General features: G+C 67.6%; 16 protein-coding genes. 3 read left to right on the top strand and 13 right to left on the bottom strand.

Annotated elements, in window-relative coordinates:
- Positions 1–78 precede the first annotated feature (78 nt).
- From WJU27_RS05755 to WJU27_RS05695, 13 genes are all read right to left on the bottom strand, one after another.
- Positions 79–747 (bottom strand): RBBP9/YdeN family alpha/beta hydrolase, encoded by a 669-nt coding sequence (locus tag WJU27_RS05755; protein WP_341421415.1) that lies wholly within the window; start codon positions 745–747, stop codon positions 79–81.
- A gap of 19 nt (positions 748–766) precedes the next feature.
- Positions 767–988: a TOBE domain-containing protein gene (locus WJU27_RS05750; RefSeq protein ID WP_304001477.1), complete on the bottom strand. Its 222-nt coding sequence runs from the start codon at positions 986–988 to the stop codon at positions 767–769.
- A gap of 11 nt (positions 989–999) precedes the next feature.
- Positions 1,000–1,824 (bottom strand): ATP-binding cassette domain-containing protein, encoded by an 825-nt coding sequence (locus WJU27_RS05745; protein WP_341421414.1) that lies wholly within the window; start codon positions 1,822–1,824, stop codon positions 1,000–1,002.
- 11 nt (positions 1,825–1,835) lie between these two features.
- Positions 1,836–2,627, bottom strand: coding sequence for an aliphatic sulfonate ABC transporter permease SsuC (ssuC, locus tag WJU27_RS05740; protein ID WP_341421413.1), 792 nt, complete (start codon positions 2,625–2,627; stop codon positions 1,836–1,838).
- A 9-nt stretch (positions 2,628–2,636) separates the two neighbouring features.
- Positions 2,637–3,866, bottom strand: a complete 1,230-nt coding sequence (locus WJU27_RS05735) for an acyl-CoA dehydrogenase family protein (RefSeq protein WP_341421412.1) — start codon at positions 3,864–3,866, stop codon at positions 2,637–2,639.
- 10 nt (positions 3,867–3,876) lie between these two features.
- A complete protein-coding gene (locus WJU27_RS05730) occupies positions 3,877–4,848 on the bottom strand; it encodes an aliphatic sulfonate ABC transporter substrate-binding protein (RefSeq protein WP_029143676.1) in 972 nt (323 codons plus the stop codon).
- Between the two features lie 38 nt (positions 4,849–4,886).
- Positions 4,887–5,615 carry an ABC transporter ATP-binding protein gene (locus WJU27_RS05725; protein ID WP_020164549.1) on the bottom strand — a complete coding sequence of 243 codons (729 nt, stop codon included), beginning with the start codon at positions 5,613–5,615 and terminating at the stop codon, positions 4,887–4,889.
- A 10-nt stretch (positions 5,616–5,625) separates the two neighbouring features.
- The gene (locus WJU27_RS05720) at positions 5,626–6,465 is read right to left on the bottom strand and encodes an ABC transporter permease (protein ID WP_020164550.1); all 840 of its coding nucleotides are present in this window, start codon (positions 6,463–6,465) and stop codon (positions 5,626–5,628) included.
- 4 nt (positions 6,466–6,469) lie between these two features.
- Entirely contained in the window at positions 6,470–7,462 is a 993-nt protein-coding gene (locus tag WJU27_RS05715) for an aliphatic sulfonate ABC transporter substrate-binding protein (RefSeq protein WP_020164551.1), read from the bottom strand.
- Positions 7,463–7,689: 227 nt separating this feature from the next.
- Positions 7,690–8,841 (bottom strand): FMNH2-dependent alkanesulfonate monooxygenase, encoded by a 1,152-nt coding sequence (gene ssuD, locus WJU27_RS05710; protein ID WP_341421411.1) that lies wholly within the window; start codon positions 8,839–8,841, stop codon positions 7,690–7,692.
- Positions 8,842–8,852: 11 nt separating this feature from the next.
- A complete protein-coding gene (locus WJU27_RS05705; protein WP_341421410.1) occupies positions 8,853–9,827 on the bottom strand; it encodes a sulfonate ABC transporter substrate-binding protein in 975 nt (324 codons plus the stop codon).
- Between the two features lie 63 nt (positions 9,828–9,890).
- On the bottom strand, positions 9,891–10,484 hold the full coding sequence (gene ssuE, locus WJU27_RS05700) for an NADPH-dependent FMN reductase (RefSeq protein WP_341421409.1): 594 nt from the start codon (positions 10,482–10,484) through the stop codon (positions 9,891–9,893).
- Between the two features lie 18 nt (positions 10,485–10,502).
- Positions 10,503–11,510: a sulfate ABC transporter substrate-binding protein gene (locus tag WJU27_RS05695; RefSeq protein WP_341421408.1), complete on the bottom strand. Its 1,008-nt coding sequence runs from the start codon at positions 11,508–11,510 to the stop codon at positions 10,503–10,505.
- Positions 11,511–11,708: 198 nt separating this feature from the next.
- Here WJU27_RS05695 and WJU27_RS05690 point away from each other — a divergent pair, with 198 nt between their 5' ends.
- From WJU27_RS05690 to WJU27_RS05680, 3 genes are read left to right on the top strand one after another with little or no spacing between them, the layout of a single operon-like run.
- A complete protein-coding gene (locus tag WJU27_RS05690) occupies positions 11,709–12,890 on the top strand; it encodes an FAD-binding domain-containing protein (RefSeq protein ID WP_341421407.1) in 1,182 nt (393 codons plus the stop codon).
- Positions 12,891–12,897: 7 nt separating this feature from the next.
- Complete coding sequence (locus WJU27_RS05685; protein ID WP_341421406.1) at positions 12,898–13,347, top strand: DUF3429 domain-containing protein; 450 nt, start codon at positions 12,898–12,900, stop codon at positions 13,345–13,347.
- A 2-nt stretch (positions 13,348–13,349) separates the two neighbouring features.
- The gene (locus WJU27_RS05680) at positions 13,350–14,909 is read left to right on the top strand and encodes a cryptochrome/deoxyribodipyrimidine photo-lyase family protein (RefSeq protein ID WP_341421405.1); all 1,560 of its coding nucleotides are present in this window, start codon (positions 13,350–13,352) and stop codon (positions 14,907–14,909) included.
- The last annotated feature ends 9 nt before the right edge of the window (positions 14,910–14,918 follow it).

Below are 14,918 nucleotides of genomic sequence, written 5' to 3'. Positions count from 1 at the left end.
TGGCGTCGGGAGTCTGTCGCGGTCGTCGGGGGACAGCGAGCATCAATGCTAGTCCGGATACTTCGGCGTGCAGCGGCATCAGAGCGTCGCCCGCGACTGGCGTCGAAGCTTTGCCAACCAGCCGTGCCGGCGCGGGGCCGGTTCGTTTCCTTCCGCGAAGCTGCCCAGCGGAAGGTCACGTTGTGCATGATGCATCAGTCGGAACAGGCGCAGGCATTGCGGCCAGGCGCCCTGATGAACGGTCGGGTCGATATTGCCCAGTGCGCTGGTCAGCAGCAGTCGGCTGCCCCACCTGTCGGCCCACTGGCTGGCGGTGACCAGACGCATGTCCGGATCGTCGGCGCTGGCGATCACCAACGAGGTGAAGCCCAATGTTGTCTGCGGCAGCAGTCCCGAGATCGACGGCTTGCGGGGTATCGTCTCTTCACCCTCGATCAGCGGACCGTCGGCACCGTAGCGTTCGGGGTCGGCGGGTGTCACCAGCAGCGCGCCGGCGACGCGATCGGTCCGGTCGGAGGCGGCCATGATGGCGGCAAGGCAACCGAAGCCATGCGCGATGAGCCAGACCGGGCCGGCCGAGTGGGCGATTGCCTGCTTCACGCGACCCGTCCGGTGTGCCAGCACCGGCGAACTCCACTCGTCGTGCGGCACGCGGCGCGCCTCCGGCAGTTCGCCTTCGAGCCATGACAGCCAGTGTCCCGGTGGCATGCCCTGAAGCCCGGGAATAATGAGGACGGTGGACGTCATGGCGATGCGCTGCTCGCGATCAGCTGCCGATGCGGGCGATCGACACTTCGGTGGATTTCACCAGCGCGACCACTTCGACGCCCGGCTTCAGGCCCAACTCATCGACCGAACGGGTGGTGATGACCGAGGTGACGATGCCGGCCGGCGTGTCGACATCGACCTCGCTGACCACGTCGCCGCGGACGATCTCCCTTACCTTTCCCTTGAACTGGTTGCGTACGTTGATTGCGGTGATGGCCATGCTGTTTCCTTTCAGATTGCGAACGAAATATGGGCAATGCCCGGTGTCCAGGCGTCGGTCGACGCCGCGGAGGATTCAATGGGCGGCGCACTGAGCACGCGCGACAGGATGCGCGCCTCGTAGGCAGAGAAGCCGTTGCTGGCGCGCTCGCGCGGGCGGGCGAGACGGACGTCAAGGTCGAGCGCGATGGCGCCGTCCTCGATCAGCAGCACGCGGTCGGCCAGCGCCACCGCCTCCTGCACGTCGTGCGTGACCAGGATGGCGGTGAAGCCTTGTTCCAGCCACAGCGACTCGATCAATTGCTGCATCTCGATGCGAGTGAGCGCGTCGAGCGCGCCCAGCGGTTCATCGAGCAGCAGCAGGCGCGGCGAATGCACCAGTGCGCGGGACAGCGCGATACGCTGGCGCTGGCCGCCGGACAGCTGGGACGGCCAGTCGCGTTCGCGGTCGGCCAGGCCGACACGCGCCAGCACTTCGCGGGCACGGCGGCGGAAGGCCGGTGTGAGGCCCAGCGACACGTTGTCGAGCACGCGCTTCCACGGCAGCAGGCGTGCTTCCTGGAACATGATGCGCACGTCGTCAGCGCTGCCGTCTATCGACAGTTCGCCTTCGCTGGCCTGGTCGAGGCCGGCCAGCAGGCGCAGCAGCGTGCTCTTGCCGCAGCCGCTGCGGCCGACGATGGCGACGAATTCGCCCGGACGGATATCGAGGTCTATGCCGTGCAGCACCTGGCGGTCGCCGAAGGCCTTGCCGATGCCGCGCAGCGTGACCGCCGCGCCGTTGATCACGCGTTCGGCGGCGCTCACTTCGCTGTTCTCTTCCGGTGAGAAGTACATGGTCGGCCTCCTCAGCGCGTCTGGTAGTTCGGGTGCCAGGACAGCCATACGCGTTCCAGCGAGCGGGCCAGCAGGTCGGCCAGCTTGCCGAGCAGGGCGTACAGCAGGATGCCCACCAGCACCACGTCGGTCATCAGGAATTCACGCGCATTCATCGTCATGTAGCCGATGCCTTCCTGCGCCGAAATGGTTTCCGCCACGATCAGGATGACCCACATGAAACCGAGAGAGAACCGCACACCAACCAGGATGGAGGGCAGCGCGCCCGGCAGGATGATGTCGCGGTAAAGCGCCCATCCGCGCAGACCGTAGGAGCGGCCCATCTCGATCAGACCGGCGTCCACCGAGCGGATGCCGTGGAAGGTGTTGATATAGACCGGGAAGAACACGCCCAGCGACACCAGGAAAAGTTTGGCCGTCTCGTCGATGCCGAACCACAGAATGACCAGCGGGATCAGCGCCAGCGGCGGGATGTTGCGGATCATCTGCACGGTGGTGTCGAGCAGGGTTTCGACCCGTTTCCACGAGCCGGTGGCGAGGCCAAGCAGCAGGCCCAGGCCGCCGCCGATGGCGAAGCCGCTCAGAGCACGCTGCGCGCTCACCAGCACGTGGCGCCACAGTTCGCCGCTGACCGCCAGCGTCCAGAAGGCCTTCAGCACGTCGAGCGGCGCCGGCAGCACGCGGCTGGACAGCCAGCCAGTCTGCGCAGCGATCTGCCACAGCACGACCAGCGCGAGCGGCAGGCTCCACGGCAGCAGTTTCTGCCGCAGATGCGGCAGCGAGGTATTTTTCCGGATACTCATGTCATGTCTTCAGGAATAGATGGAGGGCTCGGGCACGCGGTCGTCCAGCACCCAGCGGCCGATGTCCTGCAGCTTGTAGTCGAGGTTGTCGTGCAGCGTGTGCACGCGCACGTTGCGCCAGTAGCGGTCGTGGCCGTAGCGGGCGGCGGTGGCGCGTGCGCCCATCAGCTCGAACACGCGCGACGTCACGTCGAGTGCGGCGCGGCCGGCGGCGATCTTGGCCTGCCAGATCAGCAGCGCGACCTCGCCGCGTTCGCGCGCGGTCAGTGCGTCGCCACGTTCCCATGCCTGCTGCAGCGCCTGCTCCGCCTGGACGGTCAGCGCCAGCGCGCCGCGATAGGCGATCCACAGTTCAGCGAAGCGCACTTGGCCGTAGGGGTCGTCGGCGGCGCGGGCCACGCCGCTGGAGAACCAGGGGCGCGCTTCGTACTGCACGTAGTTCCACGCGGCGCGCAGCGCACCCTGCGTGTTGCCGAGATAGATCTCGGTCAGGATGAGCTGCGACACCAGCGTGCGCAGCGTCGCCCGCGGCGTGCCGCGGGTGCCCGGCGGCCCGAGTATCTCGTCCGCCTCGACGCGCACGTTATCGAAGGTGACGGTGCCGCTGTCGGTCTGGCGCTGGCCGAGGTTGTCCCAGTCGTCGTGCACCGTGATGCCGGCGCGGTCGGACGGCAGACTGATGAACACCCGGTCGGCCGGGTCATCGCCGCGCGGTGCGGTCACGTTCAGCATGTCGGCGCCGGTGGCACCGGAGCAGAAGGACTTCACGCCGTTGAGCACGAAGTGGTCGCCCTCCGGCGTGAGCCGGATGCGGGTGTCCAGACCGTTGGTGGCATTGCCCCAGAACCAGCCTTTCTCCACCGTGTCGCCGAGCAGGCGCGCCTGCTGCGCCGGGTTGGCGAACAGCCGCACGCTGGCCACTTGCAGGTGCTGGAAGCCGAACAGGTGGGCGAGCGAACTGTCGGCTTCGGCAAAGCGGCGGATGATGGCGTAGATCTGCGGCCAGGGCAGTTCGGCGCCGCCGAATTCCGCCGGTACCGCGAGCGTGAGCAGGCCGCTGTCGCGCAGCAGCTGGCGTTCGGCCCAGGCGGTACCGCCGGCGCGGTCTCGCTCGGCGGCGGTGGCTTCGAGCCTGCGTGCGGTGCGCTCGACCGCGTCGGTATGGTGGCCGAAGTCGCGGTCGAACAGGTGCGCGGCCTCGCGGCGTTCGAGCTGGCGTGTGGTGTCCGGAGCATTCATTGTGGTCGCCTTACAGAGACGGTTTCCAGACCGGCACCGCAGTGGCATTCACCTTGCGCGGCAGCAGGCCCTCGCGGGTGAAGGTGTCGGCGATGGCCTGCTGCTCCTGCAGCCGCTCCGGCTGCACCAGACGCACGTCGTAGCTGCGACGGCCGTTGGCCTGTTCGACCGTGGCTTCATCCAGACCCCACACCGGCGCCAGCAGGGCGGCAGCGTCCTTTGGGCTCTGCTTGACCCATTTGCCGGTTTCGGTGAGCGCGTCGTGAATCACCTTGATCACGTCCGGCCGCGCCTGCGCGAAGGGCGTGGAGGCGAGGTAGTAACGCTGGTACTGCGCCAGATTCGTGCCGTCGGCCAGCACGCGCACCTTGGCCTGGCGCTGCACCGCGGACAGGAAGGGGTCCCACACCACCCAGGCGTCGACGCTGTCGCGTTCGAAGGCGGCGCGGCCGTCGGCCGGCGCGAGATAGGCGGGCTGGATGTCCTTGAAGCTCAGTCCGTTCTTCTCCAGCGCGGCGATCAGCAGGTAGTGCACGCCGGCGGCCTTGGCGAAGGCGACGCGCTTGCCCTTCAGGTCGGCCACGCTCTTGATCGGCGAATCGGCCTTGACCACGATGGCCTGCGCGGTGGGCGAGGGCGCCTCCTGCGCGACATAGGTCAGGTTGGCACCGGCGGCCAGTGCGAACACCGGCACGGTGTCTGCGACGTCGGCCGACACGTCGACGCTGCCGACGTTCAGCGCCTCGAGCAGCGGAAGACCGCTGGCGAACTCGTGCCAGCTCACCTTGACGCCCAGCGGCGCAAGCTTCTGTTCCAGCGTGCTGCGGGTCTTCAGCACGGTGATCAGTGTCGATGACTTCTGGTAGCCGATGCGTACGGTAGTCGGCTTGTCCTGTGCGGCGGCGCTGCCGAGTGCAAGCGCCGGCAGCAGGGCGATGAATGCCTTCAAGGCGTTACGGCGAAGAGTGAAACGTGTGCTCATGGCGAAGCCCTCTTTCTGTGTGTGGGGTGTGGCGCACGTCAGACGACGTGAGCGCCTTCGAGAATTTCGAGAATCGTGTTGCGGGCATCGGCCAGCGCCGGTGAGCGGCGGTGGCGCGGTCGTTGTTCCGTGATCGTCACTTCGTCCAGCGCGCGGCCGTTGCCCATCACCACGACGCGGTCGGACAGCCAGGCTGCCTCGTCGACGTCGTGCGTCACCAGCAGCAGCGTGGTTCCGTGTTCGCGGGCGATGGCCAGCAGCAGCTCCTGCAGCTTCATCCGCGTGAAGGCATCGACCGCGCTGAAGGGCTCGTCGAGCAACAGCAGGCGCGGCCGGTTGAACAGACCGCGGGCGATCGCCACCCGCTGCGCCATGCCGCCGGACAGCGCCTTCGGCAGCGCGTCGGCCACCTGTGCAAGGCCTACTTCCTCCAGCAGCGTGAACACGTGCGGGTCACTGGCGCGCCGGGCGTCGGCGTCGAAACCGACGTTCTGCGCGACGGTGAGCCAGGGCAGCAGTCGCGGCTCCTGGAAAATGAAACCGATGTCGCGGTGGATGCCGTGCTGCGCCTGACCGTCGAGCCGCACCTGTCCATCGTGTTCGCGGTCCAGGCCGGCGACGATGCGCAGCAGCGTGCTCTTGCCGCAGCCGCTGGCGCCGACCAGGCTGACGATTTCGCCGGCCTCCAGTTCGAGCGAGAAGTTGTCCAGCACGAGCCGGTCGCCGAAGCGTTTGGCACGCACATGCACATCGAGCAATGCAGTCATCGTGCGCTCCTCAGGCCAGCCGGCTCTCTAGCGCGTCGCGCCAGGCCAGCGCGCGCCTCTCGAGTGATTTGAGGACGCTGTCCGACAGCTTGCCGAGTACGGCCAGCAGCAGGATGGCGGCGAGCACGATGTCCGGTCGTGAGGTTTCACGGCCGTCCGTCAGCAGGTAACCCAGGCCGCGGGTGGCGGCGATCAGTTCGGCGGCGACCAGGAACATCCAGGCCAGGCTCAGGCCGACGCGCAGGCCGGTGTAGAGGCTGGGCAGCGAAGCCGGCAGCAGGATGCGACGCACCAGCGCGGAGCGGCTCAGGCCATATACCTCGCCCAGTTCCACCAGCTTGCGGTCGACATTGCGCAGGCCCGACAGCAGATTCAGATAGACCGGAAAGAAGGCGCCGATCGCGATCAGCGTGATCTTGGGCGTTTCGTCTATGCCCAGCCACAGCAGCAGCAGCGGCACCCAGGCCAGACTGGGCACGGCGCGCAGTGCCTGGAAGGTCGGATCGAGCAGCGCTTCGGCGCGACGGTCCAGCCCGACCACGACGGCGGCAACCACCGCCAGCGAGGCGCCGATCGCGAAACCACCGGCGACGCGGGCAATGCTGACGCCGATATGCGATGCGAGGCCGCTGCCCAGGTCGAACAGCGTGCGCACGATCTCGCTCGGCGCAGGGAACAGGTGGGCGGCCAGCACGCCGCTGCGCACCAGCACCTCGAAGGCGAGCAGCGCGAGTGCGGGCAGGACCCAGCCCAGGGCCGGGTGGGGACGCCCGGCGCGACCGGCGGGGACGGCCGGCCGCGCGGACGACACCGTCGCCTGAAGGGAGGAGGTGCGGGCAGCGGTGTTCATGGCATCAGTCCTTGGCCGCGACCACGGCGGCGGCATGGGTCGGGTCGATCAGTTCGGTCACCACCTTGGCGACGTCGGTGCCTTTGCGCACCAGTTCCTCCTCGACCAGGATGGGTGCTGCGGCGCGCAGCGCGTCGTGGTGTTCGCGGCCGATGCGCGGGTTCGAAAAATCGGTGCGCTTCAGTTGCGCCTGGGCCACGGCCAGGTTCAGCTTTGCTTCCTCGGCCAGCAGCTTCGCGGCGTCGTCCGGATTGGCGATGACCCAGCGGCGGGCGCGCTCGTAGGCAGCGATCACCGTCTTCACCTGCTGCGGGTGTGCCTTCAGGAATTTCTCCGACACGTTCAGGAAGCCGTAGGTGTTGAAGTTCACATTGCGGTAGATGAGCTTCGAACCAGCCTCCAGTTCGCTCGCAGCGAGGTGCGGATCGAGGCCGGCCCAGGCGTCGACGCGCTTCTGTTCAAGCGCGACGCGGCCGTCCGGATGCTGCAGGTGGACGATCTCGACGTCGTTGCGCGACAGACCGGCCTCCTGCAGCGAGCGCAGCAGGAACAGATAGGGGTCGGTGCCCTTCGTGGCGGCGACGCGCTTGCCCTTCAGCTCGGCCACCGATCTGATGGTCGAATCCTTCGGTACTGCGAGTGCGGTCCACTCCGGTCGCGAATACACATAGACCGAACGGATCGGATTGCCGTTGGCGCGGCTCAGCACGGCGGCCAGGCCGGCGGTGCTGCCGAAGTCGATGGCTCCGCTGTTGAGGAATTCCAGTGCGCGATTGCTGCCCTGGCTCAGCGTCCATTTCACCTCGATGCCGGCCGGCTTTACGGCCTCTTCCAGCCAGCCGAAGCGCTTCAATACCAGGCTGGTCGGCGAGTAGTAGGCGTAGTCGAGGCGGATTTCCTTCGGCGCGTCGCCGGCGGCGAAGCCGGTCAGCGGCAGCGTGGCGGCGAGCAGACTGGTGACCAGCAGGCGGCGGTTGCGGGAATGCGTGGTGCTCATGGTTTTCCTTTTGTGCGGTCCGGAGGATGGTCGCGCTGTGTCGCGCGTCTGAAGGTCATCCTAGGGGTGGGGGATGCGCACTCAAACCAATTAAATCTGCGCTGCATTTGCGCAGGCGCGCTGCGGAGCTTTGCCGTTCGAGTGATAAGCGGATCGGCACCGGAGCAAAGAAAAAGGCCATCGCCCGTTAGGGGACGATGGCCTTCAAGGTGCTGCGACGCAGGGTGTCAACTCGCGGATGCAGCAGGTACGTAATGGTTGGCGACGATCTCGCCGAAGGGCCCGGACAGGCTGAAGCCCGGCAGCCCCTCCTTCTGTACGCGCGGCAGGTGGGGAAACACCTGCTCGGCGAAGTTGTAAGCCTCTTCGAGATGCGGGTAACCGGACAGGATGAAGGTTTCGATGCCGAGCTCGGCGTATTCCTTCATCCGTTCGGCAATGGTCGGGCCGTCGCCGACCAGCGCCGTGCCGGCGCCACCGCGCACCAGGCCGACCCCCGCCCACAGGTTAGGGCTGACTTCCAGCTTGTCGCGACGACCACCGTGCAGCGCGGCCATGCGGCGCTGACCTTCGGAATCCATCTGCGCGAACTTCTTCTGCGCAGCGGCGATGGTGGCGTCATCGAGATGACGGATCAGGTCTTCCGCCGCCTGCCACGCCCGCTCCGTCGTTTCACGGGCGATCACGTGCAGGCGGATGCCGAAGCGCAGCGTGCGGCCGTGGGCGGCGGCGCGGCGGCGCATGTCGGCGATCTTCTCGGCCACCGCGGCCGGCGGTTCCCCCCAGGTCAGGTAGACATCGACCTGTTCGGCCGCCAGTTCGTGCGCGGCGGGTGAGGAGCCACCGAACCACAGCGGCGGATGCGGCCGCTGAACGGTGGGGTAGAGCTGCTTGCCGCCCTTGACCGACAGGTGCTTGCCGTCGAAGTCGATGGTCTCGCCTGTGTGTGCGCTCGCCAGGATGCCGCGCCAGATGCGCAGGAACTCGTCGGTGATCTCGTAGCGCTCGTCGTGCGTGTTGAAGATGCCGTCGCCGTCCAGCTCGGTCGGATCCCCGCCGGTCACCACATTGATCAGCAGGCGGCCGCCGGACAGGCGGTCGAAGGTGGCGGCCATGCGCGCGGCGGCCGACGGCGCCGTCAGGCCCGGGCGCAGCGCCACCAGGAATTTCAGGCGCTGGGTGAAGCCGATCAGCGCCGATGCGGTGACCCATGCGTCCTCGCAGGAGCGGCCGGTCGGCAGCAGCACGCCGTCGTAACCCAGCGTGTCGGCAGCGATCGCCACCTGCTTCATGTAGTCGAGGCTGACCTGGCGTCCGCCCTCGGCGGTGCCCAGATAGCGGCTGTCGCCGTGGGTGGGGATGAACCAGAACACATTCATGATGCGGACCTTCAGCGGGTGGCAAGTACCGAGGCCTGGCGGACCTCGATGCGTTTCGGAATCAGCTTCAGTTCGAAGAAGGTGTCGGCGAGTTTCTGCTGTTCGGCGAGGATGGCGTCGGTCACCGGCTTCGCATTGAACTGGTAGCGGCGCAATGCCAGTTCGACCACCTCCGGCGCCAGCCCCTGTTCCGGCGCGATGCGGGCGGCGGCCTCCTTGATGTTGGCCTTCAGCCAGACCGCGTTGCTGTTGATCTCGTCGAACAGTGCGTCAAGCACCTTGCCATTGGCTTTCGCATAGTCGCGGGCGGCGAGGTAGTAGAAGAAGTTGTTCACGACGCCACTGCCATCGGCCAGCACGCGGGCGCCGATCTGCTTCTCGGTGGCGGCGAGGAAGGGGTCCCAGATCGCCCACGCATCGACTGCGCCACGCTCGAATGCGGCGCGGGCATCGGCCGGCGGCAGGAACACCACCTGGATGTCGGCGTATTTCAGGCCGTGCTTTTCCAGCAGCTTCACCAGCAGGTAATGCACGTTCGAGCCCTTGTTCAGCGCGACGCGCTTGCCCTTCAGTTCGGCCACTGAACGGATCGTCGAATCCTTCGGCACGACGATGGCTTCGGCCTCCGGCGAGGCCGGGTCGTAGCCCGCGTAGATGAAGTTGGCGCCGGCCGCCTGGGCGAAGATGGGCGGTGCCTCGCCGACCGCACCGACGTCGACCGCGCCGACATTGAGGCCTTCGAGCAGTTGCGGACCGGCCGGGAACTCGACCCATTTCACCTCGACACCGAGCGGCGCCAGGCGTTTTTCGAGCGATCCCTGGGCCTTGAGCAGCGTGAGCAGGCTGGCCGATTTCTGGTAGCCGATGCGCAGTGGCTGCGCTGCCCCGGCGTGCGGGGCGACGAGGGCGGCCGATGCGGCGAGCACGCCGCCGGTCAGCCAGGCGAGCGCCTTGCGGCGCGAAATGAACGACAGGGAGGAGGGCATCGATGGATTCCTTTGCGTGGTTCAGGCGGGGCCTGGGCGGGACTGGGCGGGCGGTGCGCCGGCTCAGACGCTGCAGCGGACCCGATCGAAGGGCACCGGATCGGCCGCGGGTTCCGGGCGGCGAGCCAGCAGTGCTCGATACTCATAAACAAGCCGGTCGGTCGCCTGGGCGAGCCGGTCGATGATCTCGGGCGACAGCAGGTAGTCGCCCTTGTCCGATTTGCCCACCGTGGCGTCGGTAGCATGCACACCGGGCAGCACAAGCGAAGGCGACATCGACTGCAGCACCGGGCGCAGCGCGTAATCGAGCGCCAGCGCGTGGTGCGGACTACCGGCGGTTGCCAGCGGCAGCACCACCTTGCCTTCGAGTCCGTTCTGCGGCAGCAGGTCGAGGAAGCTCTTGAGCAGTCCGCTGTAGGCCGCCTTATAGACGGGCGTCGCAATGACGATGGCGGTGGCGCCGGCTACGCGATCACTGGCGATGCGGATCTGCGGGTCGCCGAATTTCGCGTTAAGCAACGCCTGGGCCGGCAGGTCAGTGAGCTTCAGGCGACTGTTGTCGATGCCGCGGCGCTGGATCTCCGCCGCGACGAATCCCGACAACGCGGCCGAGCGCGAAGGCTCGACCGGGCTGCCCTGAATGAACAGGATGGACATTGAGGTTCCTGGCGGTGCTCAGCGCACGCTGATCTGGTCGAACACGCCGCCGTCGGCGAAGTGGGTCTTCTGCGCCTTGGTCCAGCCGCCGAATTCGTCGTCGATGGTGAAGAGCTTTACCGGTGCGAAGGTCTTGGCGTACTTCGCAGCGACCTTGGGGTCGATCGGGCGGTAGTAGTTCTGTGCAGCGATTTCCTGGCCTTCCGGGCTGTACAGGTATTCAAGATAGGCAGTCGCCACGGCGCGGGTGCCGCGCTTGTCGACTACCTTGTCGACCACGCTGACCGGCGGTTCGGCGAGGATGGACAGCGAAGGCGTGACGATTTCGAACTTGTCCGGACCCAGTTCCTTCACTGCCAGATAGGCTTCGTTTTCCCAGGCGATCAGCACGTCGCCGATGCCGCGCTCGACGAAGGTGGTGGTCGAGCCGCGCGCGCCGGAATCGAGCACCTTCACGTTGGCGAACAGTTTCTTGATGAAGTCCTTGGCGGTGGCGTCCGAGCCGCCCGGCTGCTTCAGCGCGTAGGCCCAGGCGGCCAGGTAGTTCCAGCGGGCACCGCCCGAGGTCTTCGGATTCGGCGTGATCACTTCGACGCCCGGCTTGACCAGGTCGCTCCAGTCCTTCAGGCCCTTGGGGTTGCCCTTGCGCACCAGGAACACGATGGTCGAGGTGTAGGGTGAGGCGTTGTGCTGCAGCCGCTTCTGCCAGTCGGCGGGGATGAGCTTGCCGTTCTGATGCAGTGCATCGACGTCGTAGGCCAGCGCCAGCGTCACCACGTCGGCTTCGAGGCCGTCGATGACCGAGCGCGCCTGCTTGCCGGAGCCGCCGTGCGACTGCTTGATGGTGACGTTGTCGCCGGTCTTGGCCTTCCAGTGCTTGGCGAAGGCGCTGTTGAAGTCCTGATAGAGCTCGCGCGTCGGGTCGTAGGACACGTTCAGCAGCGTGATGTCGGCGGCGAAGGAATTGGCGACAAGCGTGGTGCCGAGCAGCAGGCTGGCGGCGAGGGTGCGCAGGGTCGTTTTCATTTTGTGTGGCTCCGTGTTGGGAAACATGCGATGGAGCGCACTCTAGGCAGCGGGCCGTGCGAAGCGAACCAATTAAAACTGCGCTGCTTTGCAGCGGATTCCTGCAAAGCATTTGCAGCGGAGTGGGAAGCGACCGTGCGAACCTGCGCGGGATTTTTCCGGCGTGGCAGTGGTCTGTGGCACGAAAGGATGCTGCCGATGAACGACCTCTTCACCCCACTCGCGCGCGACGCGGCCGACCACGATTTCGAACCGACACCGCGGGCCGCGCTGGCGCGTATCGACGCCGTCCGCCCGGGCGTCTATGCGCGTACGCGCAATCACCTCGACGGCGCGGTGACGCGGCTGTCGCCCTATCTGACGCACGGCTTCATCGATGTACCGCAGGTGATCGAGCGGCTGTCGCAGCGCGTCGCACTGTCGGCGGACGACAAGATCGTGTTCGAACTGGCCTGGCGCGAGTACTTCCACCATCTCTGGCGCCACTGGGGCGAAGGCATTTTCGAGCCGCGCCGGCCGCCGCCGGCCTCGGGCTACGCCGCAGCCGTACCGGACGACGTGCGCGCGGCGCGCACCGGCGTGCCGGTGATCGACGGCGCGGTCCGCACCTTGTACGACACCGGCTATCTGCACAATCACGCGCGCATGTGGCTGGCCAGCTATGTCGTACACCTGCGCAAGACGCACTGGCGCGTCGGCGCCGACTGGATGTACCGCCATCTGCTCGACGGCGATCTGGCGTCGAACGCGCTGTCCTGGCAGTGGGTGGCCGGCACGCTGACCGGAAAGCCTTATCTGTTCAATGCGGAGAACGTCGCCCGCTACGCGCCCGATCTGGCCAGTCCGGGTACGGTGATCGACGCCGGTTACGAGGTGCTCGACCGCATCGCACGGCAGTCGCCGGACTGTGGTCCGGAACCCGGGCACGCACCGGGCGTGGTCGAACCGGCGCCGGGCGTGGTGCCCGACCCGGATATCTGGGGCCTGCGCGACGACCGTCGCGAGTGCTGGATCATGCATCCGTGGGCGCTGGGCGCGCCGCCGCAGGGCCGGGTGATCGGCTGGCTGGAGCCGTCCTTCCACGCGCGCTTCCCGTGGAGCGAAAAGCGCTGGAACTTCGTGCTCACGCGCATGCGTGCCGCCTGCGACGGCATCGTCGTCGGCGATGCGCGCGCACTGCGCGAACGGCTGGGCGAGGTCCGGCTGGCGTCGATGCAGACGCTGAATCCGGGTTATGCCGAGGCGATGCACGCTGCCGGCGTGCTGTGCGAGCCGGTGGCACGGCAGTTCGACGACCCAGCGCAGCCCATGCCGTCCTTCACCCGCTTCTGGCAGACAGTGGCGCCGCAGGCGGCGACTACGCAGCCTTGGCATCGCTGAGGATTCCATGACACTGAACGACGCCGCTCGCCATCCCGCCCGGCTGCTCGGGCTGGCCGGCCTGATTCCATTCGTCGGACTGACCGTCGCCATTCACGCGCTGGACGCGCAGCGCGCATCGCTTGCGCACGCACAGCTCGCCTACGGCGCCACCATCGTCAGCTTCATCGGCGCGCTGCACTGGGGGCTGGCGATGCGCGACGCCGCGCTCGATGCGACGGCGCAGTGGCGCGCCCTCGGCTGGGGAGTGATGCCCTCGCTGGTCGCCTGGTGCGCCTTGCTGCTGCCGCTGCCGACCGGATTGTGGGTGCTGGCGGCGCTGGTGCCCGCCTGCTGGTGGATGGATGCGCTGCTGTCGCGTGCGCTGTCGCTGGAGCCGTGGTTCATGCAGCTGCGCACGCTGCTCAGTGCCATCGTGACGATCTGTCTGTTGCTGTCTGCGCTGGCGATGGCCTGACCATGCACGTGGTCTGGTTCAAGCGCGACCTCCGCGTCGCCGACCACGCGCCGCTGTGTGCCGCGGCGGCGGCGGGGCCGGTTCTGGCCCTCTACGTCTATGAGCCGCGCCTGCTTGCCGAGCCGGACGTCGACGCGCGCCACATCGGCTTCCTGAACGAGGCGCTGGACGATTTCGAGCGTCGGCTGCACGCGCTCGGCCTGCCGCTGCTGCGCCTGCACGGCGACATGCCGGCGCTGCTCGACCGGCTGCATGCGACGGTGCGGATCGACGGACTGTGGAGCCACGAGGAGACCGGCAATCTGGCCAGCTTCGAGCGCGACCGCGCGGTTGCCGCCTGGTGCCGGCAGCACGGCGTGGCCTGGCGCGAACTGCCGACGGGCGGCGTAGTGCGTCGGCTGAGCGACCGCGACACCTGGTCGGATCGCTGGATGCGCCGCATGACACCCGCGCCGCTGCCCCCACCGCCGCGCATCACGGCGGCGCGCCTGCCGCTCGCTGGCCTGCAGCGCGCGCCGACTGCGGCCGAACTGGGCCTGCGCTCGACCGACATCGAAGCGCGCCAGTCGGCAGGCAGGGCGCAGGCGCGGCAGATACTGGGCGACTTCCTCGCGCACCGCGTGACGCGCTACCGGCGCGGCATGTCGAGCCCGCTCAGCGGCGCGCACGACTGTTCGCGCCTGTCGCCGCATCTCGCCTTCGGCACGCTGTCGCTGCGCGAGGTCGTGCATGCGGTGTGGCGCGAACGCGCCCGCTGGCTTGCGCTGCCGCCGGGCGCGCACGCGCAGGCGGTGCTCGCCGGCCTGAAGTCGTTCGAGAGCCGGCTGCACTGGCACTGCCACTTCATCCAGAAGCTGGAGTCGGAGCCGCAGATCGAACTGCGCGCGGTGAACCGCTTGTACGACGGTCTGCGCGAAGCCGATTTCTCGATCGAGCGGCAGCGTGCATGGTGCCGCGGCGAAACAGGCTACCCCTTCATCGACGCCTGCATGCGGGCGCTGAACGCGACCGGCTGGATCAACTTCCGCATGCGCGCGATGCTGGTCGCCTTCTCGTCCTACCAGCTGTGGAACCACTGGCGCGAGCCCGGCCTACATCTGGCAAGGATGTTCACCGACTTCGAACCGGGCATCCACTGGCCGCAGGTGCAGATGCAGTCGGGCGTCACCGGTATCAACACGCTGCGCATCTACAACCCGGTTAAACAGCAGCTGGACCAGGACCCGAAGGGCATTTTCGTGCGCCGGTGGCTGCCCGAACTGGCGCGCGTGCCGCTGTCGCTGCTGGCCGAACCCTGGCTGATGAGCGTCGCGCAGCAGCGCGAAGCGGGATGCCTGATCGGCCGCGACTACCCGGCACCGGTTGTCGACCACATCGTCGCCGCGCGCCATGCGCGCGACGCCGTCTGGGCCGTCAGGAAGAAGCCGGAAGCGGCCGCCGAGGCGCGACGCGTGCTGGTGCAGCACGGCAGTCGGAATCCGGACAGGGAAGGGCGGCGGCGCCCAGGGCGCAAGGTGAAGACGAAAGCTGACGACGGCGGCCAGATGGGCTTCGGCTTCTGACCGCCCCCC

It is taken from the genome of Methyloversatilis sp. NSM2, assembly GCF_038066675.1.
Lineage (GTDB): Bacteria > Pseudomonadota > Gammaproteobacteria > Burkholderiales > Rhodocyclaceae > Methyloversatilis > Methyloversatilis discipulorum_A.
This window is presented reverse-complemented; position numbering and strand designations above follow the sequence as displayed.

Bases quoted from the DNA above. Each gene is read 5' to 3' on its own strand.
- WJU27_RS05745 (WP_341421414.1), bottom strand. From the start codon at position 1,824: ATGTACTTCTCACCGGAAGAGAACAGCGAAGTGAGCGCCGCCGAACGC.
- WJU27_RS05695 (WP_341421408.1), bottom strand. From the start codon at position 11,510: ATGAAAACGACCCTGCGCACCCTCGCCGCCAGCCTGCTGCTCGGCACC.
- WJU27_RS05750 (WP_304001477.1), bottom strand. From the start codon at position 988: ATGGCCATCACCGCAATCAACGTACGCAACCAGTTCAAGGGAAAGGTA.
- WJU27_RS05725 (WP_020164549.1), bottom strand. From the start codon at position 5,615: ATGACTGCATTGCTCGATGTGCATGTGCGTGCCAAACGCTTCGGCGAC.
- WJU27_RS05705 (WP_341421410.1), bottom strand. From the start codon at position 9,827: ATGCCCTCCTCCCTGTCGTTCATTTCGCGCCGCAAGGCGCTCGCCTGG.
- WJU27_RS05715 (WP_020164551.1), bottom strand. From the start codon at position 7,462: ATGAGCACCACGCATTCCCGCAACCGCCGCCTGCTGGTCACCAGTCTG.
- WJU27_RS05730 (WP_029143676.1), bottom strand. From the start codon at position 4,848: ATGAGCACACGTTTCACTCTTCGCCGTAACGCCTTGAAGGCATTCATC.
- ssuC (WP_341421413.1), bottom strand. From the start codon at position 2,627: ATGAGTATCCGGAAAAATACCTCGCTGCCGCATCTGCGGCAGAAACTG.
- WJU27_RS05735 (WP_341421412.1), bottom strand. From the start codon at position 3,866: ATGAATGCTCCGGACACCACACGCCAGCTCGAACGCCGCGAGGCCGCG.
- WJU27_RS05680 (WP_341421405.1), top strand. From the start codon at position 13,350: ATGCACGTGGTCTGGTTCAAGCGCGACCTCCGCGTCGCCGACCACGCG.
- WJU27_RS05690 (WP_341421407.1), top strand. From the start codon at position 11,709: ATGAACGACCTCTTCACCCCACTCGCGCGCGACGCGGCCGACCACGAT.
- ssuD (WP_341421411.1), bottom strand. From the start codon at position 8,841: ATGAATGTGTTCTGGTTCATCCCCACCCACGGCGACAGCCGCTATCTG.
- WJU27_RS05755 (WP_341421415.1), bottom strand. From the start codon at position 747: ATGACGTCCACCGTCCTCATTATTCCCGGGCTTCAGGGCATGCCACCG.
- WJU27_RS05720 (WP_020164550.1), bottom strand. From the start codon at position 6,465: ATGAACACCGCTGCCCGCACCTCCTCCCTTCAGGCGACGGTGTCGTCC.
- ssuE (WP_341421409.1), bottom strand. From the start codon at position 10,484: ATGTCCATCCTGTTCATTCAGGGCAGCCCGGTCGAGCCTTCGCGCTCG.
- WJU27_RS05685 (WP_341421406.1), top strand. From the start codon at position 12,898: ATGACACTGAACGACGCCGCTCGCCATCCCGCCCGGCTGCTCGGGCTG.